The sequence below is a fragment of the Blastopirellula sp. J2-11 genome (assembly GCF_024584705.1).
Taxonomy (GTDB): domain Bacteria; phylum Planctomycetota; class Planctomycetia; order Pirellulales; family Pirellulaceae; genus Blastopirellula.
Map to the genome: position 1 here is coordinate 5,487,030 of NZ_CP097384.1, position 20,600 is coordinate 5,507,629.

21 protein-coding genes are annotated in these 20,600 nt (G+C 56.1%); 10 read left to right on the plus strand and 11 right to left on the minus strand.

The window, feature by feature from the left end; all coding sequences use genetic code 11:
• The first annotated feature begins 162 nt into the window (after positions 1 to 162).
• The 8 genes from M4951_RS21655 (at position 163) to cysN (ending at position 10,204) form a co-directional block, all read left to right on the plus strand.
• On the plus strand, positions 163 to 1,101 hold the full coding sequence (locus M4951_RS21655; protein ID WP_262023704.1) for a response regulator: 939 nt from the start codon (positions 163 to 165) through the stop codon (positions 1,099 to 1,101).
• Between the two features lie 29 nt (positions 1,102 to 1,130).
• Entirely contained in the window at positions 1,131 to 3,818 is a 2,688-nt protein-coding gene (locus tag M4951_RS21660) for a chemotaxis protein CheW (RefSeq protein ID WP_262023705.1), read from the plus strand.
• A gap of 2 nt (positions 3,819 to 3,820) precedes the next feature.
• Positions 3,821 to 4,297: a chemotaxis protein CheW gene (locus tag M4951_RS21665; RefSeq protein ID WP_262023706.1), complete on the plus strand. Its 477-nt coding sequence runs from the start codon at positions 3,821 to 3,823 to the stop codon at positions 4,295 to 4,297.
• A 77-nt stretch (positions 4,298 to 4,374) separates the two neighbouring features.
• Positions 4,375 to 5,505 carry a chemotaxis response regulator protein-glutamate methylesterase gene (locus M4951_RS21670; RefSeq protein ID WP_262023707.1) on the plus strand — a complete coding sequence of 377 codons (1,131 nt, stop codon included), beginning with the start codon at positions 4,375 to 4,377 and terminating at the stop codon, positions 5,503 to 5,505.
• A 4-nt stretch (positions 5,506 to 5,509) separates the two neighbouring features.
• A complete protein-coding gene (locus tag M4951_RS21675) occupies positions 5,510 to 6,400 on the plus strand; it encodes a CheR family methyltransferase (RefSeq protein WP_262023708.1) in 891 nt (296 codons plus the stop codon).
• Between the two features lie 194 nt (positions 6,401 to 6,594).
• Positions 6,595 to 7,134, plus strand: coding sequence for a hypothetical protein (locus tag M4951_RS21680; protein ID WP_262023709.1), 540 nt, complete (start codon positions 6,595 to 6,597; stop codon positions 7,132 to 7,134).
• A 132-nt stretch (positions 7,135 to 7,266) separates the two neighbouring features.
• Entirely contained in the window at positions 7,267 to 8,175 is a 909-nt protein-coding gene (gene cysD / locus M4951_RS21685) for a sulfate adenylyltransferase subunit CysD (protein ID WP_262023710.1), read from the plus strand.
• A 100-nt stretch (positions 8,176 to 8,275) separates the two neighbouring features.
• Positions 8,276 to 10,204, plus strand: a complete 1,929-nt coding sequence (cysN, locus tag M4951_RS21690; protein ID WP_262023711.1) for a sulfate adenylyltransferase subunit CysN — start codon at positions 8,276 to 8,278, stop codon at positions 10,202 to 10,204.
• A gap of 406 nt (positions 10,205 to 10,610) precedes the next feature.
• Here cysN and M4951_RS21695 read toward each other — a convergent pair whose 3' ends face one another.
• From M4951_RS21695 to M4951_RS21705, 3 genes are all read right to left on the minus strand, one after another.
• Positions 10,611 to 11,495, minus strand: a complete 885-nt coding sequence (locus M4951_RS21695) for an IS3 family transposase (RefSeq protein ID WP_262023712.1) — start codon at positions 11,493 to 11,495, stop codon at positions 10,611 to 10,613.
• Positions 11,492 to 11,797 (minus strand): transposase, encoded by a 306-nt coding sequence (locus tag M4951_RS21700; protein WP_262023713.1) that lies wholly within the window; start codon positions 11,795 to 11,797, stop codon positions 11,492 to 11,494. The genes M4951_RS21695 and M4951_RS21700 overlap by 4 nt, the downstream gene beginning before the upstream one ends.
• A gap of 265 nt (positions 11,798 to 12,062) precedes the next feature.
• Entirely contained in the window at positions 12,063 to 12,527 is a 465-nt protein-coding gene (locus M4951_RS21705; protein ID WP_262023714.1) for a YbaN family protein, read from the minus strand.
• 545 nt (positions 12,528 to 13,072) lie between these two features.
• Here M4951_RS21705 and M4951_RS21710 point away from each other — a divergent pair.
• Positions 13,073 to 14,269, plus strand: a complete 1,197-nt coding sequence (locus M4951_RS21710) for a DUF3419 family protein (RefSeq protein ID WP_262023715.1) — start codon at positions 13,073 to 13,075, stop codon at positions 14,267 to 14,269.
• A gap of 81 nt (positions 14,270 to 14,350) precedes the next feature.
• Entirely contained in the window at positions 14,351 to 15,088 is a 738-nt protein-coding gene (locus tag M4951_RS21715) for a class I SAM-dependent methyltransferase (RefSeq protein WP_262023716.1), read from the plus strand.
• Positions 15,089 to 15,111: 23 nt separating this feature from the next.
• Here the strand turns inward: M4951_RS21715 and map are convergent, their stop codons facing one another.
• From map to rpsH, 8 genes are all read right to left on the minus strand, one after another.
• Positions 15,112 to 15,891, minus strand: coding sequence for a type I methionyl aminopeptidase (map, locus tag M4951_RS21720; protein ID WP_262023717.1), 780 nt, complete (start codon positions 15,889 to 15,891; stop codon positions 15,112 to 15,114).
• 12 nt (positions 15,892 to 15,903) lie between these two features.
• Positions 15,904 to 16,491 (minus strand): adenylate kinase, encoded by a 588-nt coding sequence (locus tag M4951_RS21725; protein ID WP_262023718.1) that lies wholly within the window; start codon positions 16,489 to 16,491, stop codon positions 15,904 to 15,906.
• 101 nt (positions 16,492 to 16,592) lie between these two features.
• Complete coding sequence (secY, locus tag M4951_RS21730) at positions 16,593 to 17,960, minus strand: preprotein translocase subunit SecY (RefSeq protein ID WP_262023719.1); 1,368 nt, start codon at positions 17,958 to 17,960, stop codon at positions 16,593 to 16,595.
• A gap of 120 nt (positions 17,961 to 18,080) precedes the next feature.
• Positions 18,081 to 18,584 carry a 50S ribosomal protein L15 gene (rplO, locus tag M4951_RS21735; protein ID WP_262023720.1) on the minus strand — a complete coding sequence of 168 codons (504 nt, stop codon included), beginning with the start codon at positions 18,582 to 18,584 and terminating at the stop codon, positions 18,081 to 18,083.
• A complete protein-coding gene (gene rpsE / locus M4951_RS21740; RefSeq protein ID WP_410050444.1) occupies positions 18,584 to 19,036 on the minus strand; it encodes a 30S ribosomal protein S5 in 453 nt (150 codons plus the stop codon). Before rpsE ends, rplO begins: the two co-directional genes overlap by 1 nt.
• 113 nt (positions 19,037 to 19,149) lie before the next feature.
• Positions 19,150 to 19,515, minus strand: coding sequence for a 50S ribosomal protein L18 (gene rplR / locus M4951_RS21745; RefSeq protein WP_315985741.1), 366 nt, complete (start codon positions 19,513 to 19,515; stop codon positions 19,150 to 19,152).
• A 63-nt stretch (positions 19,516 to 19,578) separates the two neighbouring features.
• Positions 19,579 to 20,124 carry a 50S ribosomal protein L6 gene (rplF, locus tag M4951_RS21750; RefSeq protein WP_262023722.1) on the minus strand — a complete coding sequence of 182 codons (546 nt, stop codon included), beginning with the start codon at positions 20,122 to 20,124 and terminating at the stop codon, positions 19,579 to 19,581.
• Between the two features lie 67 nt (positions 20,125 to 20,191).
• Positions 20,192 to 20,587, minus strand: coding sequence for a 30S ribosomal protein S8 (rpsH, locus tag M4951_RS21755; RefSeq protein WP_002655460.1), 396 nt, complete (start codon positions 20,585 to 20,587; stop codon positions 20,192 to 20,194).
• Between the last annotated feature and the right edge of the window lie 13 nt (positions 20,588 to 20,600).

Genomic DNA, 20,600 nt, shown 5'->3' on the forward strand with positions numbered 1-20,600 from the left:
ATCCCCATGGTCGAACGAATCACTACGACCGAATGCTCTTGCGCGAACTCCCTCTATCCCTTGTGCGTTGCAAGTTGAAAACCGGGGTATATATTTTCCGAGCCTCGAAGACCGAGATGACGGTGGGACTTGGCGCCTAGGGCAAGATCGCGGTGAAATGGCATGAACGTAAACGAACAACGCATCCTACATATCGACGATGATCCGACGATCACGCGGATGATGCAGGCACGTCTAGCCCAGCATGGCTACGCCGTCGACGAATTGCATGATCCGACCTGCTGGCGCGGCGCGCTGGTGAACGGCGGATATCGCGTCGTCATTCTCGACATCGAAATGCCGCAACTGAGCGGTCTCGAAGTTCTGCAACAAATCAAACAATTCGATATCGGCGTCGCGGTCATCATGTTGACCGGCCAGCTGAAAATGAACCTGGTGTTCGAGGCGCTTGGCTACGGCGCGGAATACTGCTTGTTCAAGCCGGCGGACGAATTGCGTCCGATACTTGAGGCGCTCGAAGCGTCCTTCTATCGAATCGATCATTGGCGATCGGCCGGGGCTCACGCCGCTCGCCAGATGCGAATTCAGAAGAAGACTTCGGAAATCAAATCTAAATTGAAAGCGAGCGCCGCCACGTCGTCGTCCATCGTCGGACAGTTGCCGGCCAGCTTTGAGTGGCGCAGGTTCGAGGATTATCTTGTTTTGCGCGGCGCTCTGACGCCGGAGAAGCTTGAGATCGCCCGCGCCGCTTACGCTCGATCGGTCAAGCCGATCGGCCAGATCGCCTTGCAAAACCGCTACCTCGGGGTCGCTGGGCTCATGCAAGTTCTCGAACGACAAGCCGATACGCAGGCCTTGTTCGGAGAAACGGCGATTGAGCTCAAATTGCTAACGCCCGAACAGGTGGAAGACTTACTGGAAAAGCAGCAGCATCTTTCCACAACCCCGCAAGATGCAATCTTTACGGTCGGTGCGATGACGCCGGTCAACTTGAATCGCTATCTCGCAGAATATCTACGAGAAATGGAAGCGTCTTCTTCATGGGCGGTTCCATCGCCAGAGACAACTGACCATCACCATCAAGTTACGGCGACACTATAGTCCCCAACGGTTCAGGAGCACAGCTTGCTATGTACGAAGACAATGAACTAGTCGCCGAGTTCGTAATCGAATCGAACGAGCATCTCGCGAACGTCGAATCGCAATTGCTGGCGATCGAAGCTGGCGGATCCAACATCGACGTCGATCTTGTGAACACCGTTTTTCGTGCGATCCATTCCATCAAGGGCGCCGCCGGATTTTTGGGACTGCGCAACATCAACGACTTGTCGCACAGTCTTGAGAACGTGCTCAACAAGCTCCGTAACCTAGAGCTTGTCCCCAACTCGGCGATGATCGACGTCATGCTTCGCGCATCCGATCAGCTACGATCGATGATCAACGACATCGACAACTCCAACGGCATGCCGATCGCCGATTTCATCAAACAGCTTGATGAGATCGCAGCCGGCGTTGCGCCGACTGTCGCCGCAACTCCAGTCGCCATGGAAACCGTCCAAACAACGGCGGCGGCTGACGAAGACTCACCGATCGAAATCGCGACGCCCACCCTCGTTGCGGAGACGCCGCCGGCTGTCGCGGCGCCGGCCCCTGTTGCGAAAGCGGCCAGCGAAGAAAGTCGCCCGGAAGCGTCGGCCAGCGTCGAAGCGAACATTCGCGTTCCGGTCAGCGTGCTTGATCGCCTGATGAACCTGACGGGCGAACTCGTACTTTGCCGCAACCAGGTGATTCAAGCGATCTCCTGCCGGAATGATTCTGGGCTAGAAGCGGTCGCCTCGGGTCTCGACCAGGTTACCAGCGAATTGCAAGACGCCGTCATGCAAACCCGGATGCAGCCGATTGGTTCGGTCTTCAATCGTTTTATCCGGGTCGTTCGCGATCTGGGCGCCAAGCTTGGCAAAGAGTCGAATCTGCAGATCGACGGCAAAGAAGTCGAAGTCGACAAGTCGATTATTGAAGCGATCGGCGATCCGATGACCCATTTGATCCGTAACTCAATGGATCATGGGCTAGAGACCCCGCAAGAACGAATCGCCGCCGGCAAGAGCCCGAGCGGGCAAATCAACCTTCGCGCCTATCATCAAGCGGGCAAGGTCCGCATTGAGATCGAAGATGACGGCAAAGGAATCAACCCGGCGATCCTGAAAGAAAAAGCAGTCAGTAAAGGCGTGATCACGCAAGATCAGGCCGATCAAATGAGCGATCGCGATGCGGTTCGCTTGATCTTCCACGCGGGCTTTTCGACCGCAGAAAAATTGACCGATGTCAGCGGACGCGGCGTCGGCATGGACGTGGTTCGCAGTAACATCGAGAAACTCGGCGGAACGGTGGATGTCGAATCGACGATCGGCCGCGGAACCAACATCCTAATCACGTTGCCGTTGACGCTGGCGATCATCCCGTCGTTAATCGTTGAGTCTTGCGGTAATCGCTTCGCAATTCCGCAAGCCAATATTGCAGAACTGGTTCGCATTCGAGCCGACGACGAACATCGCTTGACTCGCGTCAAAGGGGTCGAAATGCTACGACTTCGCGGTTCGTTGCTGCCGATCGTCCGCATGAAGCAAATTTTGAACTTAGAGAACGAAGAAGCGGCGACGACCTCGAGCAGCGTCATCGTTGTCGAGACAGGACGCGCCCGCTACGGACTAGCGGTCGATGGTCTGCACGATTCCGAAGAAATCGTCGTCAAACCGCTTGGTCGCCACCTGCGCAGCTGCAAGTGTCTTTCCGGAGCTACGATCCTGGGCGATGGTCACATCGCGTTGATCCTGGACGTTTCCGGAATCGGCGCCGAGGCGAAACTCGACCTGACCGATCAAAGCGATCTCGAAGCGAAACGGATCCAAGACGATCTGCACGCCGGCGAAGAATCGCAAACGTTGCTGATGTTCACGAATCATCCGCAAGAGCATTTCGCCATCCCGATGGGAGTCGTCCTTCGCGTCGAACGGATTCGAGTCGATCAGATCGATTCGGTCGGCGGTCTGGAAGTGCTGCAATATCGCGGAGCTTCGTTACCGGTCCTGCGGCTGGAAAACAACGTCAACGCTCGACCGGCTCCGACAGATCTGGAAAGCGTGTTCGTCGTGATCTTCGACATCAACGGTTATGAAGTCGGCTTGATCGCGCCGCAACTGAAAGACATTCAAAACGTCGCGATGCACATCGACGCGACGACCTTCTGCGAAACCGGAGTCTGCGGCTCGTTCGTGTTGGAGGACCAGGCGATTCGGCTGCTCGACGTCTTCAAGATTGTCGAAAAGCATCGCCCTGAATGGTTCGAACACCACAAGGTCGCGGCCGAAACTCGCTCGCACGATCCCATTGTCCTGCTGGCGGAAGACTCCGACTTCTTCCGACGCCAAGTGAAGAGCTTCCTGGAAGAAGCCGGCTTCCAAGTGGTCGACGCCGAAGATGGCCAGATCGCCTGGGAGACGCTGCAGCGCGGCGAATTCGCGTTTGACTTGATCGTCACCGATATCGAAATGCCTCGCATGAACGGCTTTGAATTTTCTCGCAAAGTCCGCAACTCAGAGCAGTGGAAAGAGATGCCGATCGTCGCTCTAACTTCACTCGCGTCCGACGAACATCGCCGCGAAGGGGAGAACGCAGGCATCAACGACTATCAAATCAAGATGGATCGCGAACGCCTGTTGTCATCGGTCTCTCGACTGACGCAGACCGACGTGGAAACGCTTCGCCGTAATGCGATGCGTGAGGACGCTACTCGAGAACTGTCAACCGCGGGAGTCTAACGATGACTAACAACGAAAAGAAAAGCATTATCGACGGTGAACAACAGTTCGTCACGTTTTACCTAAGCGACGTGCTGTTGGCGATACCGATCGGCTGCGTCCAAGAGATCAACCGTCAATTGGAATGCACGCCGGTGCCGCAAGCTCCGCCATACGTCTGCGGCTGCGTCAACCTGCGCGGCGAAGTGGTCACGGTGGTGAATCCGCGAGAGATCCTGAAACTTGAACCGGCGGACGAGACTCGTGAGAGTCGCAATCTGATCATCAATTCGCAAGGCGAAGCGGTCGGACTTATCGTCGATAAAGTGTCAGACATCCTGACGCTCAAAGCGGACGACGTCTCTGCTCCGCCAGCCAACTTGAAAGGAATCGAAGGACGCTTTTTCGTGGGCGTTCATCAACGTGAAAAGGATGTCGTCGTGTTGCTGAACATTGATGAAATGTTGAACGACACGAGCGAGTACGCATCGCTAGCCTAGTCGGCCGCGCCAATTCGTTCGGGCCGCCGCGTGCGGCCTCACCCCCTTGGCGATTAAGAGGAGCGGAGTAGGAATTCATGAGCGATGAAGATCAGATTCGCGTCCTCGTTGTCGACGACTCGGCTCTGTACCGTAAGTTAGTCCGAGACGTACTTGCCCAAATCCCTCAACTCGAGGTCGTCGGCGTCGCGGCCGATGGACGCATCGCCCTCGACAAAATTGAATACCTGCGCCCCGACTTGATCACGCTTGACGTCGAAATGCCGACGATCGACGGACTGGGGGTTCTGAAAGAATTGAAACGCTTCCCGCACCAGCCCGGCGTAATCATGCTGAGTGCGCTGACCGGCGCCGGCGCCGAAGCGACGATGGCGGCGCTGCAGTTGGGCGCGTTCGACTTCGTGTTGAAACCGGCCGGCGCTACAGTCGAAGCCAGCACCGCGGCGTTGTCCGAAACATTGAAACAGCGGGTCGACGCTTACTTGCGGCGCGTCGTGAGGACGCCCAAATTGGTCGCCGCTGGCCAGACGCAGCGACATGCTGGGGGCACGCCCAAAGCGAGCGAAGAACCGAAGCCGCCTCATCCGGCATCGATCAAAACGGCGCTCGATTTGTCCTTTCGATTTCCGATCGACGCCGTGGCGATAGGGATTTCGACCGGCGGACCGCCGGCGCTTACCGCTCAGTTGCCGACAATCCCCAAAGACTTTCCGGTTCCTGTTTTCGTCGTTCAGCATATGCCGCCGATCTTCACCAAGTCGCTTGCCGAAGATCTCAATCGCCGCTGCCAGGCCGAAGTGGTCGAAGCCGGCGATGGCGATGAGGTTCGGCCCGGTAAAATTTATATCGCTCCCGGCGGTCACCAGATGAAAGTCGAACGAGACGGGGCGCGAACGCGCGTTCGCGTCAATGACGATCCTCACGAACGAAACTGCCGTCCTTCGGTCGATTACCTATTCCGATCGGTCTCGCATGTCTATGGCGGATCCGCTCTCGGCGTGATCATGACCGGAATGGGAGACGACGGCACGGTCGGCTGCAAATTGCTCAAGCGCCAAGGGGCGAACATTATCGCCCAGAATGAAGAAAGCTCCGTTGTGTACGGGATGCCGCGGAGCATCGTCGAGGCCGATTTGGCCGATTTGATTTGTCCACTACACGACGTCGGACGGGAAATCGTCAATTGCGTCAAACGGAGCCGGGGTTAGGAACATGACGCCTCAAGATATTGACGCGATTTGCGGTCTGGTTTACGACCTTTGCGGAATCGCACTCGATAGCTCGAAAGACTATTTAATCGAGAGCCGTCTCGCCGAACTCGTGAAACGCGAAGGTTGCGCCAACTACGTCGACTTCGCGGTCCGCGCTCGTCGCTCAGGCGACGATTTGAAACGAGACGTGGTCAATGCGATCACAACGCGCGAAACCCTGTTCTTTCGTGACAAGTCTCCCTTCGAAGCGTTGATGTTTAAAGCGATTCCGGAACTTGCCGACGAGAAGTCGAAGTCCGTTTACGACAAGCGAATCCGGATTTGGTCAGCCGCTTGCAGCACCGGCCAAGAGCCGTACAGCATCGCAATGACGCTGATGGAAACGTTGCCCGACTATCGCAGTTGGAATATCTCGATCCTCGCAACCGACATCTCCGACGATGCGATCAATCGCGCCAGTCGTGGGCTTTACCCGCCGCTAGAAACGTCACGCGGGCTCGAACCGCGATATCTCAACAAATACTTCACGCCCCAAGACGGCGGACATCGCATTAAAGACGAAGTTCGTGCGATGGTCTCGTTTGAGAAGGTCAACCTGCTGCAAAGCTTCGTTCACCTGGGACGGTTTGACATCATCTTTTGCCGCAATGCGATCATCTATTTCAATGCCGAAGACCGTCGCCGGACCTATTTGAACCTGGCGAATCAAGTGACCGACAATGGATATCTGTTTGTCGGCTCGTCAGAATCATTGATCGACCTGGGACCAAAGTTCCAACCGCAACATCACTGCAAGTCGGTCTTCTATCAACCCAATCGCCAATTGCCTGATTTTATTTTGGCGAACAAAGTGGGGACGGCCGCGACTCCATCGTTGACAGCCGCCCGGTAGTGTTTTTCAGCAAGTCGAACCAATCGTCGCCTTTCGCTCCCGCGAAAGTAGCGTCTTACTGCAGCGCCGGCAATCTGCGGAACTGGAACGCTCTAGTGAAAAGCGCTCTAGCCTGCAATTGATCTTTTGCCATTGGTTGGCTGTGCGTAAAATTTGGGGAAAATGGAATTTCCCCAGCTACGGAAGGATCCGTCATGCGCGTCGCTCCGCTTGCTAGCACCCTCCTCTTTCTCGCTTTGCTGCTGACCGCATCGACGGCCGAAGAGCCGGTTACGCCAACGCCGCTCGGTATCGCCGCGCAACCTTCGGCGGAAGAACTGAAAGAAATTAAAAACATTCGCGCTGCCTTGGGGCCAGAGTTTCGGATCGCCTCGAAAATGTTTGGCGGCGCTCTTCCCCCGGCCCCCCCAACGGTCACCGATTTAGACTCGGATTCGCTAGAACTTGATGCAAGTTCACCAGCTAGCAGCCTTTATTTGCAAGCAACCAAGCCCTCTGTCGAACGCACGATCCGGTTCCTGAAGCTGGCTGAGCATGATCTGAGCGTGCAGTCTCAGTGCGACTGCCGGGGAACTTCCTGGTGCGGCGGCTGCTATTCCGAGGAAGAGAAACGGCAGCTGAACGAGGCGGCGAAAAAGTGCCAAGAGTTGGCGAAACAGCTCGAGAGTCTGACAACTCAGGCGCGAACGGCGTCGCCCAAACCAGCCGCAAATGCGTTAACCCCCAGCATTTAGGCCACATCCGGCTGATCGCCGCCGCCGAGCGGCATTGTTCGTATAGCCGACTGGCGCTATAATCCGGAATTCGTAACTATTTACGATCGTTCTCTTTGTGACGATTCTAGCGTCTTACGAGCAATCGAGGGTATGTCGGGCTACAACATAACTCACTTACGTCAGTTGGAAGCGGAAAGTATTCACGTCTTGCGTGAGGTCGCCGCTGAGTTCGAAAACCCGGTCATGCTCTATTCGGTCGGCAAAGACTCGTCGGTCATGGTGCAGCTCGCCTTGAAGGCGTTCTATCCGGCCAAGCCGCCGTTTCCGCTGATGCATGTCGACACGACGTGGAAATTCCGCGAAATGATCCAATTTCGCGAAGATTACGCCCGCAAAGAGCTCGGGCTCGACCTGATCGTACACATCAACGAGGAAGGCCGCGCCGCCGGCATTGATCCGTTTGAAGACAGCGTTCGTCACACCGACCTGATGAAGACCGATGGTCTAAAACAGGCGCTCAACAAGCACAAGTTTGACGCGGCTTTCGGCGGCGCTCGCCGCGACGAAGAGAAGTCGCGCGCCAAAGAGCGGATCTTCTCGTTCCGCGACAAAAACCATCGCTGGGACCCAAAAAACCAGCGGCCAGAGCTCTGGAATCTGTTCAACACCCGGGTCAACAAAGGGGAAAGCATTCGCGTTTTCCCGCTGTCGAACTGGACCGAGCTCGACGTCTGGCAGTACATCCATCTCGAGCAAATCCCGATCGTTCCCCTCTATTACTCGGCCAAACGGCCGGTCGTCTGGCGGAACGACATGTGGATCTTGGTCGACGATGATCGCTTCGTGCTGGCTCCCGGCGAAAAAATCGAAGAGAAGATGGTCCGCTTCCGGACGCTCGGCTGCTATCCGCTGACCGGCGCCGTCGAATCGACCGCGACCACGCTTCCCGACATCATTCAAGAGATGCTGTTAACCACGACCTCCGAACGTCAGGGGCGCGCGATCGACAAAGATCAGGGCGCTTCGATGGAAAAGAAGAAGATCGAAGGTTACTTCTAACGCGGCCCGGCGCGCGAAGCGCTCTGCTGCGATTCTTACCGCCACACGCCGGAACGCCATGAGCGTTTCCGGTTTTGTCGACTAGCCCAACGCAACATCCATGTCGCACCAATCCGACCTGATCGCCACCGACATTAACGCTTATCTCGCTCAGCACGAGCGAAAAGAGCTGCTCCGCTTTATCACTTGCGGCAGCGTCGATGACGGCAAAAGCACGCTTATCGGCAAGTTGCTGATCGAAGCCAAAGCGACTTTCGAAGATCAGCTGGCGGCGATCGAACGCGATTCGGCCACGCATGGCACCGTTAGCGGCGAGCTTGATCCGGCCCTGCTGATGGACGGTCTGAAAGACGAACGCGAACAAGGGATCACAATCGACGTTGCGTATCGCTATTTCTCGACGGCGAAGCGCAAATTCATCATCGCCGATACGCCGGGGCACGAGCAATATACCCGCAACATGGCGACCGGAGCGTCAACCGCCGACCTGGCGATTATTTTGATCGACGCGCGGCATGGAGTCATGACGCAAACCAAGCGGCACAGCTTCATCACCTCGCTGTTGGGGATCAAGCATATCGTCGTCGCGATCAATAAGATGGATCTGGTCGATTTCAGCCAAGAGCGGTTTGAGCAAATCAAGGCCGACTACGTCGAATTCGCCGCGAAAATGGCGGCCGACGACGTTCACTTCATTCCGCTCTCGGCCCTCAAGGGAGACAACCTGGTCACGGCGAGCCCGAACATGCCGTGGTACGACGGCAGCACGTTGATGCACTTGCTCGAAAACGTCTACATCGCGTCGGACCGCAACCTGCAAGACTTCCGCTTCCCGGTGCAGTTGGTGAATCGCCCGCACCTCAATTTCCGCGGATTTTGCGGTACGATCGCCTCCGGAACCATTCGTCCCGGCGAAGAAGTGATGGCCCTGCCGTCGAAGAAAACGAGCCGGGTCAAAGCGATCGTCACGATGGACGGCGATCAGGAAGAAGCCTGCCCGCCGCTGGCCGTAACGATCACGCTGGAAGACGAAATTGACGTCAGCCGCGGCGATATGCTGGTTCGTCCCGGCAATCAACCGCTGGTCGACGATCGTTTTGACGCGATGGTCGTCTGGATGGATGAAGACCCGATGGTTCCCGGCAAATCGTACCTGGTGAAGCATACGACGACCCTCACGCCGGGGACGATCTCGACGCTGCGCTATCAGATCGATGTCAATACGCTCCATCGCAAAGATGCGCCGACGTTAGCCCTCAACGAAATCGGTCGCTGCGAGGTTCGCCTGAATCGCCCGATCGCGTTTGATCCCTATCCCAAAAATCGCACAACCGGCGCGTTTATCGTGATCGACCGGATGACCAATCGTACGGTCGCCGCCGGCATGATCATCGACCGCAAAGAGAAGAAAGTCGCTCACTGGGACGACGAACCGACCTCGGGTCCCACGAGCGAAGGAGTGACCAGCGTCACCGCCGAGCAGCGCGAAGCCCGATTTGGCCAACAGCCGACCACGCTGCTGCTGACCGGTTTGACCGGCGCCGGCAAGACAACGATCGCCTACGCGCTGGAACGACGTCTGTTTGACGAAGGCCGCGTTTGCGTCGTGCTGGATGGTCAGAACCTGCGGAGCGGCGTCAGCCGAGATCTTGGCTTCACCGCCGACGAACGGTCCGAGAATCTTCGCCGCGGCAGCGAGATCGCCGCGTTGATGAACGGCGCCGGCATGATCTGCATCTGCGCGTTCACCGCTCCGAACGAAGACGTACGCCAAAAAGCGGCCGAAGTGGTCGGCAAAGACCGCTTTGTGGTCGTTCATCTCTCGGCGCCGATCGAGGTCTGTCGCCAGCGCGACGACAGCGGCTTGTATGAAAAGGCGGACTCCGGCGAGATCGCCAACTTCCCCGGCGTCAGCTACGAGTTTGAACCGCCGACGAGCCCCGACCTGATGTTGCCGACCCACGAACTGGAAGTGAGCGAATCGGTCGACAAGATCATGGCGCTGCTGAAAGAGCGGAATGTGATCTAAGTCACCCCCACCGCCGCCGAATAAAGAGACGCCGATCAGGGCGTCTTTTTTTTTGCGCAATTCTCGGTGGCCTCAAGACTGGAGCATGGCAAAGATCTGCGTTTCCAATCGGTCAAAAATTGTCCGTTGACAAAAAGTACGGAGTTGAGGTCGATTACAGATCAAGTATCACAAAACGAATCACGTTCACTCATCAACCAAACTGGTTGTTGTGGGGGAGATTCTTTGCGCTTCGAGTGTTTGACAATCGGACGTTCCCATGGTGGCGACGATTCCTGTTTGCCGAATTTGGACAGAACACACGCTGCGGCGAGACAACGGAACTTGCCGGACGCATGTTTGTCCTGTCCAACCTTTTTGGATACTGCCCCAGCCCAGGACTGGTGGACGCTGAAGGTAGACTTTTTTACGCGGCCAAGCTCGTAGCGTGCCGGGCCTCGAACTGATTGGGCGTTAGGTAACCTAGCGTTTGGTGGATTCGCTCGCTGTTGTAGAACGTTTCAATGTAGCGGAACACGCTGAGTCTGGCCTCTTCGATGTTGGAGAATTCTTCGAACTTCGTCCGCTCGTGCTTGAGCGACCAGAAGAATCGTTCCATCACTGCATTGTCGTAGCAGCAGCCGGTGCGGCTCATTGAGCAAGTGATTCCCAGCGTTTTCAGCGTTCGCTGATACTCGTCGCTGGTGTACTGACAGCCGCGATCGCTGTGATGCAGCAACTGCTTCGTGTCGGGCCGCCGCGACTCGATCGCGTTGCGCAGCGCGTTGCTGACCAACGTCGTCGCCAGGCTTGTCGACAACTCCCACCCGACCACTTTGCGACTAAATAAATCGAGCACCACCGCCAGGTAAACCCAGCCGGATGCGGTTGGCAGATACGTAATATCGGTCACCCATTTTTGATTCGGGGCATCAGCCGCGAACTGTTGATCGAGGAGATTGGCGGCCGGACGCTTCGTGGGATCGGCCTTGGTCGTTGTCGGGTTGAAACGGCTGAAAACCTTGCTTTTCAGGCCTAAATCACGCATCGCTTTAGCGACGGTGTTGCGACAGGGCGATTCCATCTCGTCGCTCGCCTGCAGCTTTTTCGCAATCTTTTCGCTGCCGTAAATTTGATCCGACTGCTCGAAAACGTGTTTCACCGCTTGATGAATTTTCGCGGTCCGCAGCGCCCGGGGACCAGGCTGCGCACGGAGCGAGCGATAAAACCCGCTCTTGCTGACCTGCAGCACGCAGCACATGGTCTCGACCGGAAAGGAGTCACGATGTTGAGCGATCCAGGCGAATTTCACTGCGACTCCTTCGCAAAATACGCCGTCGCTTTTTTTAAGATTTCTCGCTCAAGTTCCGCTTGCTGCAGTTCCTTGCGCAGCCGCTTGTTCTCGGCTCGCAAATCTTCGAGCGAAGCGTCATCGCCGCACGGTTTCGGCTTTGGGGCGAGCTGCTTGTGCCATCGCCGCAGGCTCCGTTCCAGCACATTAACCGCGTCGGCCGCCGCCGAAAACGAGTAACCTTGCTTGACGACCAAGTCGACCGAGTCCTGCTTAAACTGTTGAGAGTACTTCCGTGGCATCCGATTCGATTCCTGAGACATGCAGACCTCCTGAAGGGATTTTCCAAAAATCCTTCAGCGTCCACCAGTCCTGGGCTGGGGCAATACAAAACAGATCGGTCCGATCCTGTCCAACCTTCGGACAACAAACAGATCGGTCCGATCCTGTCCAACCTTCGGACAACAAACAGAGCAGTCCGATCCTGTCCAACCTTCGGACAACAAACAGAGCAGTCCGGTCCTGTCCAACCTTCGGACAAAAACGGAGCGGTCCTGTCCAACCTGACGGACGAGAAACACAGGCTTGCTACTGCGCTTTGACTTCCGGCAGTTTCGCGACCACCACAATCCCAATCGTTGAAAGAGTAGCGATCGCCGCCATCACCAGCGGCGTCGGTTGCATCAAAAACATCGTCAGCGTGACGCAGATGCCGACCAGCAGCATTGCTTTGATTTTTACATTCCTCCGGACGCCGCGATGCGCGTTCCAGTCGCGCAGGATCGGACCGATCAGGCGGTTGCGGAGAATCGCTGCGTTCAGTCGCGGCGAACTACGAGCCGCAAAGTAGCTGGCCAACAGCAGAAACGGCGTGCAGGGGAGGACCGGCAAGATTGCCCCCAAGATTCCGAGCGTCAAAAAGAAAAGAGCCCCCGTGACAAACATCACGCGGCGCAGTCCCACAGCGGCGACCACCGGCGACTCTTTGACCAACGTGGTTGGCGTGCCATGAAATCGCAATCGACGTTTGGTAGTTGTCTTGATCGTATCCATGCCCAAACCTCGTAAGTCGACTCTCCCCGAGCCCCGCGCCGCCTATTGCCAATGTACGTCAGCAAAATTAGACAGCAGCATTATCTGGCTATCGACCGTTGAGGGGAAAACCTGCATGGTTAGGAAAAACAAACCGTCTGCTAGCGTTATTCGGAATAGTCACCCCAGAAAGGTGATTCCTCGTTTGCAAAATAACCCCAGCCTCGGAAAACCGGCTTCCCCTTTCTGCGGCCTTCTCGGATGCGTGTTGATCACATCCCTGTTTTCGACAAACCTGACGGTCGCCTCCGAAATAGCAAAGATGATCGAGAATAGAGAGGGGGGGAGATTTATGCATTCGTTAGAGCGACGCCAACCTACGTAAATGTTACGTAACAAGCGGGAATTCTAGGTGGTTTGCGGCGTCTCGTGGCTTGTGACGGCTATCTGCTCTCCGCTAGAATAAGGCGTCATTTTGAAGCGCCATTCCCCTCTTTAGGGAACTTCTGCCGCACCAGCGGTAGCTGCAATCGGCGGATTGGGCGGCATCTCGCACGGAAAAAATCATGGCGCTCTTGAATTGGGTCCGGGGACGCGTTTTCAACCTGGTCCATCAAAATAATCTTGTTTACAACACCTGCTGGGAAGATCCGCGACTTGATCGCGTCGCTCTCGAGCTAGAGCCGCACCACAACGTGATGGTCATCACGTCGGCTGGTTGCAATGCGCTCGACTATGCGTTGGCAGGCGCCAATCACGTATACGCGGTCGATATGAACCCGCGTCAGAACGCGCTGCTCGACCTGAAAAAAGCGGCGATTCGCGAACTGGAATATGAAGACTTCTTCCAGATGTTCGGGACTGGCCGCTTGCCAAATTTCCAACAGATCTACGAACAAAAGCTCCGACATGCGTTGCCGGAATGGTCGCAGTCGTACTGGAATCGCAAGATCCGCTACTTCCGCCCCCGTAAAAAGCGGAGCTTCTATTTCCGCGGCACTTCGGGCTCGTTCGCCCGCATGATGAACATTTACGTCGATCGGGTGCTTCGCCTGAGGCCGCTGGTGCTGGAACTGCTGGATGCGGCCAACATCGAAGAGCAGAAAGAGATCTACGAAAAGGTGCACAAACGCCTGTGGACCAAGTCGCTGAAGTTTGCGATGAGCCGCGATACGACCTGGTCGCTGGTCGGCGTCCCCCGCGCCCAACGCGAATATCTAGAGCAACATTACGAAAACGGCATCGTCGACTTCGTTCAAGAGAACATGCGGGCCGTCTTTGCTGAGTTGCCGATCCAAGACAACTACTTCTGGCGCGTCTACATCACCGGCGAATATACGCCCAAATGTTGCCCTGAGTACTTGAAGCCGGAGAATTTCCAACGGCTCAAGGACGACGTCATCCACCGCGTCAGCACGCACACCGATTCGGTCGAGCACTTTCTGCGAAAGCATGACGGCACGCCGATTCACCGCTTGGTGCTGCTGGATCACATGGACTGGCTCACCGGTTCGCTCCATCCGTATCTCGTCTCCGAATGGCAGGCGATCATGGATACGACCCGCGAACATGGCGCTCGGATCTTGTGGCGCAGCGGTGGGATGGATACGCAATTTGTGAATGAGGTCCCGGTGACCGTCGACGGTCAAAAGCGGGAAGTGGGCGACATGTTGCAGTACCACGACGAAACCGCCGATAGCCTTCATCCGAAGGATCGAGTTCACACATACGGCGCGTTCCGCATTGCCGATTTGGCCGCCTAGAACCTGTTCCTTTCGATTTTCCCGCACGCGCGATCGCTGCTTTATTGGGAGCGGTCGCACAGCCATTTTCGACGCAGCGCCATGGGCATCGCCTCCGATCTCAAAGTTCTTTATCACCTGGCGGTCAAACCGGTCCGCGGTAAAAACCACGCCGAGCGGCTCGAAAGCTTCTACGGCGGCCAGGCCGAAGCGTACGACGACTTTCGCAAGCGACTGCTGCAAGGTCGCCAGGAGATGTACGCGTCGCTAGAGCTGCCTGAGGGGGGCGTCTGGGTCGATATGGGCGGGGGAACCGGGTCGAACCTCGAATATCGCGGGGACGACATCCCCAAAATGAAAAGCGTCTACGTCGTCGATCTCGCTTCGTCGCTCCTCCAAGTCTGCGATGAGCGGATCAAGACCCGCGGCTGGGAGGCCTCGGCCAAGACGGTCGAAGCCGACGCGACCAAGTTCACTCCTGAAGAAGGACTGGCCGATGTCGTCACGTTTTCTTACTCGCTGACGATGATCCCCGACTGGTTCGCCGCGATGGATAACGCACTGCGAATCCTCAAGCCAGGCGGGTTGATCGGCGTCGTCGACTTCTATGTTTCGCGGAAGTATCCGCACGAAGGCCGCACGCAGCACGGCTGGTTCAATCGCAACTTTTGGCCGGTCTGGTTCTCGTCCGACAACGTCCATCCCTCGGCCGACCACTTGCCTTACCTGCAGCGCCAGTTTGAGACGGTCACGCTGGAAGAACGTCGAGCCAAGGTCCCATACTTGCCGCTGATCCGCACGCCGTACTACTACTTTGTCGGACGCAAACCGGCGGTGTAGTCGAATCTCTGCAGGATCCGCGTTTAGCTGGGCGGGCCGGTTAGAATTTCAACGCCATCGGATGTTAGCGCCAACGTGTGCTCAAAGTGGGCGCTCAGAGAGCCGTCACAGGTGACGACCGTCCAGTGATCTTTGGTGACCTTTGCTTCTCGTTTGCCGACGTTGACCATCGGCTCGACCGCCAATACCAGGCCGGTCCGGAGCGGGAAGTCTCCCTCTTTTTGGAATCGCTTGGAGAAGTAGTTGGGAACCTGCGGAGACTCGTGCATTTCGCGGCCGATGCCGTGCCCGACGAATTCGGTCACCACCGAAAAATCGGCCGCTTCGACGTACTCTTGCATCTCGCGGGCAACTTCGCTCCAGCGACTTTTCCGCGACATGAGATCGATTGCGATTTGCAGCGAACCTTGCGTAATCTCTAGCAACTTGGCCGCGATCGGCGAAACGGTCCCCACGGCATGCGTCACCGCGGCGTCGCCGCACCAACCGTTCACTTTGCAGCCGGTATCGAGACTGACAATGTCCCCTTCGACCAACTGCCGTGAGCCAGGCATCCCATGGACCACTTCTTCGTTGATCGAGACGCAAGTCACTGCGGGAAAGGGAATAACTCCGGGAACGCCTTTGAAGAGCGGGATCGCGTCATGCTGAATAAAGACGTTCTCGATCGCCGCATCGATTTCGGCGGTCGTCGCGCCAGGACGAACCAATTGGGCGGCGGCCTGGTGAGCTTCCCAGACCACAAGTCCCGCGTTTCGCATCAAAGCGATCTCGCGGGCCGATTTCAACGTAATAGAAGGCATGTCAGAGTCGTGTTAGTCGCTACGCAGGTCTTTACTAACGCCGTCGACGATGGCCTTGATTCTAGCGAAGACTTCGGCTGGCGTTCCCATGCCGTCGACGTTTTGCAAGATCCCTTTTTCCTGGTAATAGTCGAGCAGCGGCGATGTCCGTTCTTGATAGATCCGCATTCGCTTACGAATCGTCTCCGGCGTATCGTCAACGCGACCTTCTTTTACCGAGCGATCAAGCAATCGACGAAACAATTCTTCCTGATTGACATCCAATGTCAGCACAAGGTCGAGATCTTTGTTTTGCTGATGAAGATAGTCATCGAGCGCTTTAGCCTGGCCAATGGTGCGAGGAAACCCATCGAGCAAGCAGCCTCGCTGGCAGTCGGAACGATCAAGTCGTTCACCAACGATTTGCACCACAATCGGATCAGGAACCAATTGGCCGTGATCCATGTGCAAAGAGGCGAGCTTCCCCAATTCAGACCCACGTTTCTTGGCGTCTCGCAACATATCCCCCGTAGCGACGTGGGGGATATTCAAGTATTCGACCAGGTTCTGAGACTGGGTGCCTTTGCCAACGCCAGGAGGTCCAATAAAGATTAACCGCATTATTGCATCATTGACGTGATCGACTCGATGGCAGGCCGGGCAAGGCGCGGCGTAATAGGAAGGCGATGGTTGGGCCCGGCCAAAGCCGATTTGGCCCAACGTTACGCTTCCAACAAGCCCTTATAGTTTCTCATGACGAGGTGGCTGTCAATCTTTTGCACGAGATCAAACGCAACGCTCACCGCAATTAAGAGCCCGGTGCCGCCGTAGAAACTCGCAACCATCGGACTGACGCCCATCCCCGTTGAGATCAGCGTAGGAATAATCGCAATCACAACCAGGAAGCTGGCGCCGACATAAGTGATGCGAACCATCACTTTTTCCAGGTACTCGGCAGTTCGACGTCCTGGGCGATAACCCGGGATAAACGAACCAAAGTTACGCAGATTGTCGGAAACGTCTTTCGGATTGAAAGTAATCGCAGTCCAGAAGTAGCAGAAGAAGTAAATCATCACGATGTAGCAGAGATTGTAGAGGAACGACGAACCCTGGCCAAAACTACGTGCCAGTTCGTCAAACATTGAATTCCCTGTCCAGCTAGCGAGTCCCTGGAAAATGATCTGCGGGAACATCAACAAGCTGCTCGCGAAAATGATCGGCATCACGCCCGCTTGATTGATGCGAAGCGGGAGAAACTGCTTGGTGCCGCCGTAAACCTTGCGACCGCGAACGTGCTTGGCGCTTTGGGTCGGAATCTTGCGTTGAGCCTGGGTGATAAAGACCACGCCTGAGACTACCGCGACAAAGAGCACCACAAGCGTAATGATCGTCTCTAAACCGTATTTCTCGGGCGAGAAATTGTTCAGCTCAAAGGTAGAGTTTTGCAACAGGTCGAGCCCGGCCATCGGCATTTGGGCGACGATACCGGCCATAATCAACAAACTGATCCCGTTGCCGATCCCGTATTCGTCGATCTGCTCACCCAGCCACATCAGGAAGATCGTGCCGCAAGTCATGATCATGACCGCGACAAATTGCCAGCCTAAGGTGAGTGTTGGATTGTCTGGACTCGCCCAGAAGGCGGAATTCACGATGGTCTCACCATCAGCGCCCGGTAGCAGCATCATCCGGACATAGACGAAGCTTTGAATCAAACAGAGCACTACGGTTGCGTAGCGCGTATATTCGTTGATCTTCTTCCGCCCGGTCTCTCCTTCCTTCTGCAGGTCTTCGATCGGTTTATAGACCGTTCCCAGCAGCTGAAAGATAATCGACGCCGAAATATACGGCATGATTCCGAGACCAAAGATAGTCATCTGTTGCAAGCTGCTAGCGCTGAAAACCGACACTTGCTCCAGAAACTGGGAGAAATTGCTGTTTTGTTCGGCGCTTTGCTGGGCCAATTCGGCGTCGACCATCGGCAACGTGATCTGCCACCCGACGCGATAAATCGCGAGCAAGAAGAGGGTGAGCAGAATTCGCTTGCGAAGTTCCGGAACGGTGAATATGACGCGGATCTTTTCCCACATTGTTCCGTATCCATTTCGACGGAACCATGACTGGGAAAATGCGTTTTCCGCCGTAGTTCCGTGCGATGCTATTGCAATGAAAGACAGCAGTATAAGTCACCGACTCGCATCGGCGATAGGTTACTTCTTCGCTTTCGCTTCGCGAGCCGCTTTCTTCTTATCTTCCACCGGCGTTTTGCCAGGGACGATAACGCACGAGCCGCCAGCGGCTTCAATTTTTTCTTTGGCCGAAGCGCTGAAACGATGCGCTGACACAGTCAGCTTCTTCGTCAGATCGCCGTTGCCCAAGATCTTCAGCTCGTCATAACGACGTTTGGCCAGACCCTTGGCGCGAAGCGATTCTAGCGTGACTTCGTCACCGGCGCTGAATTCGCGTTCGAGGTCCGTAATGTTGATCGCAGCGACCGTGATGGCGAACTTGTTAAAGAAGCCCCGTTTCGGCACTCGACGAACCAGCGGCATCGTACCGCCCTGGAAGATCGGATTACGCGAATAACCGGCACGGCTCTTGGCGCCTTTGTGACCACGACCCGAAGTCTTACCGTGACCCGAACCTGGTCCGCGACCAATACGCTTGCGTTTGCGGTTCTTTTGGATACCGCTGTGTACTTCGTTGAATTCCATTAGAGGGCGACTCCTCGCAGGCGTTGAATGTCGTCTCGAGTCCGCAGCTGCTTCAGACCTTCGATCGTGGCTTTCACCAAAATGACCGGATTGGTCGAGCCGAAGCTCTTGGTCAAAACGTCGTGGATTCCGACCGCTTCACAAACGGCGCGAACGGATGCGCCTGCGATGATCCCGGTACCCGGACGAGCCGGAACCAAAACCACCTTGCCGGCGCCATAGCGACCGATCACCTTGTGCGGGATCGAACCGTTGACGATGTTCACCGCCGCAAGCGAACGTTCGGCCTGTTTAACAGCCTTTTCCACGCTTGGCGGAACTTCGTTGGCTTTGCCGTAACCGCAACCGACTTTGCCTTTACCGTCGCCACACACAACCATGGCGGCGAAGCTAAAGCGACGACCACCCTTGACCACTGCGGCACAACGCTTGATCTTTACGACCTTTTCCACAAAGGCGCTTTGGCGGCCGCCTTGCTTATCTCCGCCGCGTCGATTGTCTTTCGCCACGATTGGCTCCTTTTCGCCCGGGGTTCTCCCAGGGAGTCATCAATATCTGGTTTGTATTAGAACTGCAGGCCAGCTTCACGCGCGGCGTCGGCCAGCGCGGCCAAGCGGCCGATGTATCGGAAATGTCCGCGATCAAAGCAGACCTGGGTCACGCCAGCGGCGGCGGCTCGTCCTGCGATCGCTTTGCCAACCGTAGCGGCGGCGGCGCAATTACCACCGGACGCGTCACTACGCAGATCGGTGTCACGGGTCGAAGCCGAAGCCAACGTCACGCCACGCTCATCGTCAATCAACTGACAATAGATGTGCATGTTACTGCGAAAAACCATCAGACGGGGGCGTTCAGCCGTACCGCGGACTTTTTTTCGGTTGTGACGGCGGCGACGGAGTCGCTGCTTGTTGATAAATTTTTCGTGATTCACGTTACGTTTCTCTCCTCGCTGGGATGAACCCTGTGATTCGCCATGCGATCATAAACGCGTTAATTATTTGGATGCAGCCTTGCCAGGCTTCAACTTGATCAATTCGCCTTGGTAACGCACGCCCTTGCCCTTGTAAGGCTCCGGCTTGCGTGCCGAGCGGCATTCGGCGGCGAACTGCCCAACGCGCTGTTTATCGATCCCTTTGACCAGAATGTGCGTTTGATCTGGGCACGTTACGGTCAAATCGGCTGGTATCTTTTTATGAATCTCGTTCGCATAGCCAACCCGCATCTGCAGGATGTCGCCAGCGATCGCCGCCAAGTAGCCGACGCCCACGATTTCGAGACGCTTCTCGTAACCTTTGGAAACGCCTTCCAGCATGTTCGCAACCAAGGCGCGAGTCAGGCCATGAAAGGCCTTCGATTCACGCGAGTCGCTAGCAGCGGCGACAGTAACATCGTTGCTGTCGGAATTGACCGTAACGGACACCTCAGGGCGATGCTCATAAGAGAGCTTCCCCAACGGGCCTTCTACGTTGATTACACGATTCGTAACCGAGATGGTTACTTTTTCGGGAATCGCAACTGGTTTTTTGCCGAGTCGTGACATCGGAAGGTTAATCCTGTTTCGTCAGTGAGCCCGCTTTGCTATTGGGCCCTGAAAGGTAGCGCGTCGCTTACCAGATCTCACATAAAATTTCGCCGCCGACGTTCTTTTGTCGGGCTTCGCGATCGCTAATTACGCCATGGCTCGTGCTGATCACACTGATGCCCAGGCCGTCGAGGACCGGTCGTAGGTCGCGGCTTTTCGTGTAAATACGACGTCCCGGCTTACTGATGCGACGGATCGTTTGGATCACGCGCTCACCGTTTGGACCGTATTTCAACTCTAACCGGATTTGATTGGCCGGTTCAGCCTCAACCTCTTCCCAGTCCCAGATGTAGCCCTCGCGCTTCAGCACGTCAGCTACGCCTTGTTTGACCTTCGAAGAAGGCATTTCGACGTGCGGGTGTTCAACGCGAACCGCATTGCGGATACGTGTTAGCATGTCGGCGATCGGGTCAGTCATCATCGTCTATGGGTCC

What these genes read in the sequence shown, in the direction of transcription:
- M4951_RS21655 (WP_262023704.1), top strand. Translation starts at nt 163, where the DNA reads ATGAACGTAAACGAACAACGCATCCTACATATCGACGATGATCCGACG.
- secY (WP_262023719.1), bottom strand. Translation starts at nt 17,960, where the DNA reads ATGTGGGAAAAGATCCGCGTCATATTCACCGTTCCGGAACTTCGCAAG.
- M4951_RS21680 (WP_262023709.1), top strand. Translation starts at nt 6,595, where the DNA reads ATGCGCGTCGCTCCGCTTGCTAGCACCCTCCTCTTTCTCGCTTTGCTG.
- cysN (WP_262023711.1), top strand. Translation starts at nt 8,276, where the DNA reads ATGTCGCACCAATCCGACCTGATCGCCACCGACATTAACGCTTATCTC.
- M4951_RS21675 (WP_262023708.1), top strand. Translation starts at nt 5,510, where the DNA reads ATGACGCCTCAAGATATTGACGCGATTTGCGGTCTGGTTTACGACCTT.
- M4951_RS21725 (WP_262023718.1), bottom strand. Translation starts at nt 16,491, where the DNA reads ATGCGGTTAATCTTTATTGGACCTCCTGGCGTTGGCAAAGGCACCCAG.
- M4951_RS21710 (WP_262023715.1), top strand. Translation starts at nt 13,073, where the DNA reads ATGGCGCTCTTGAATTGGGTCCGGGGACGCGTTTTCAACCTGGTCCAT.
- M4951_RS21660 (WP_262023705.1), top strand. Translation starts at nt 1,131, where the DNA reads ATGTACGAAGACAATGAACTAGTCGCCGAGTTCGTAATCGAATCGAAC.
- rplF (WP_262023722.1), bottom strand. Translation starts at nt 20,124, where the DNA reads ATGTCACGACTCGGCAAAAAACCAGTTGCGATTCCCGAAAAAGTAACC.
- M4951_RS21665 (WP_262023706.1), top strand. Translation starts at nt 3,821, where the DNA reads ATGACTAACAACGAAAAGAAAAGCATTATCGACGGTGAACAACAGTTC.
- M4951_RS21705 (WP_262023714.1), bottom strand. Translation starts at nt 12,527, where the DNA reads ATGGATACGATCAAGACAACTACCAAACGTCGATTGCGATTTCATGGC.
- M4951_RS21670 (WP_262023707.1), top strand. Translation starts at nt 4,375, where the DNA reads ATGAGCGATGAAGATCAGATTCGCGTCCTCGTTGTCGACGACTCGGCT.
- M4951_RS21700 (WP_262023713.1), bottom strand. Translation starts at nt 11,797, where the DNA reads ATGTCTCAGGAATCGAATCGGATGCCACGGAAGTACTCTCAACAGTTT.
- cysD (WP_262023710.1), top strand. Translation starts at nt 7,267, where the DNA reads ATGTCGGGCTACAACATAACTCACTTACGTCAGTTGGAAGCGGAAAGT.
- rpsH (WP_002655460.1), bottom strand. Translation starts at nt 20,587, where the DNA reads ATGATGACTGACCCGATCGCCGACATGCTAACACGTATCCGCAATGCG.
- map (WP_262023717.1), bottom strand. Translation starts at nt 15,891, where the DNA reads ATGCCTTCTATTACGTTGAAATCGGCCCGCGAGATCGCTTTGATGCGA.
- M4951_RS21715 (WP_262023716.1), top strand. Translation starts at nt 14,351, where the DNA reads ATGGGCATCGCCTCCGATCTCAAAGTTCTTTATCACCTGGCGGTCAAA.
- rplO (WP_262023720.1), bottom strand. Translation starts at nt 18,584, where the DNA reads ATGGAATTCAACGAAGTACACAGCGGTATCCAAAAGAACCGCAAACGC.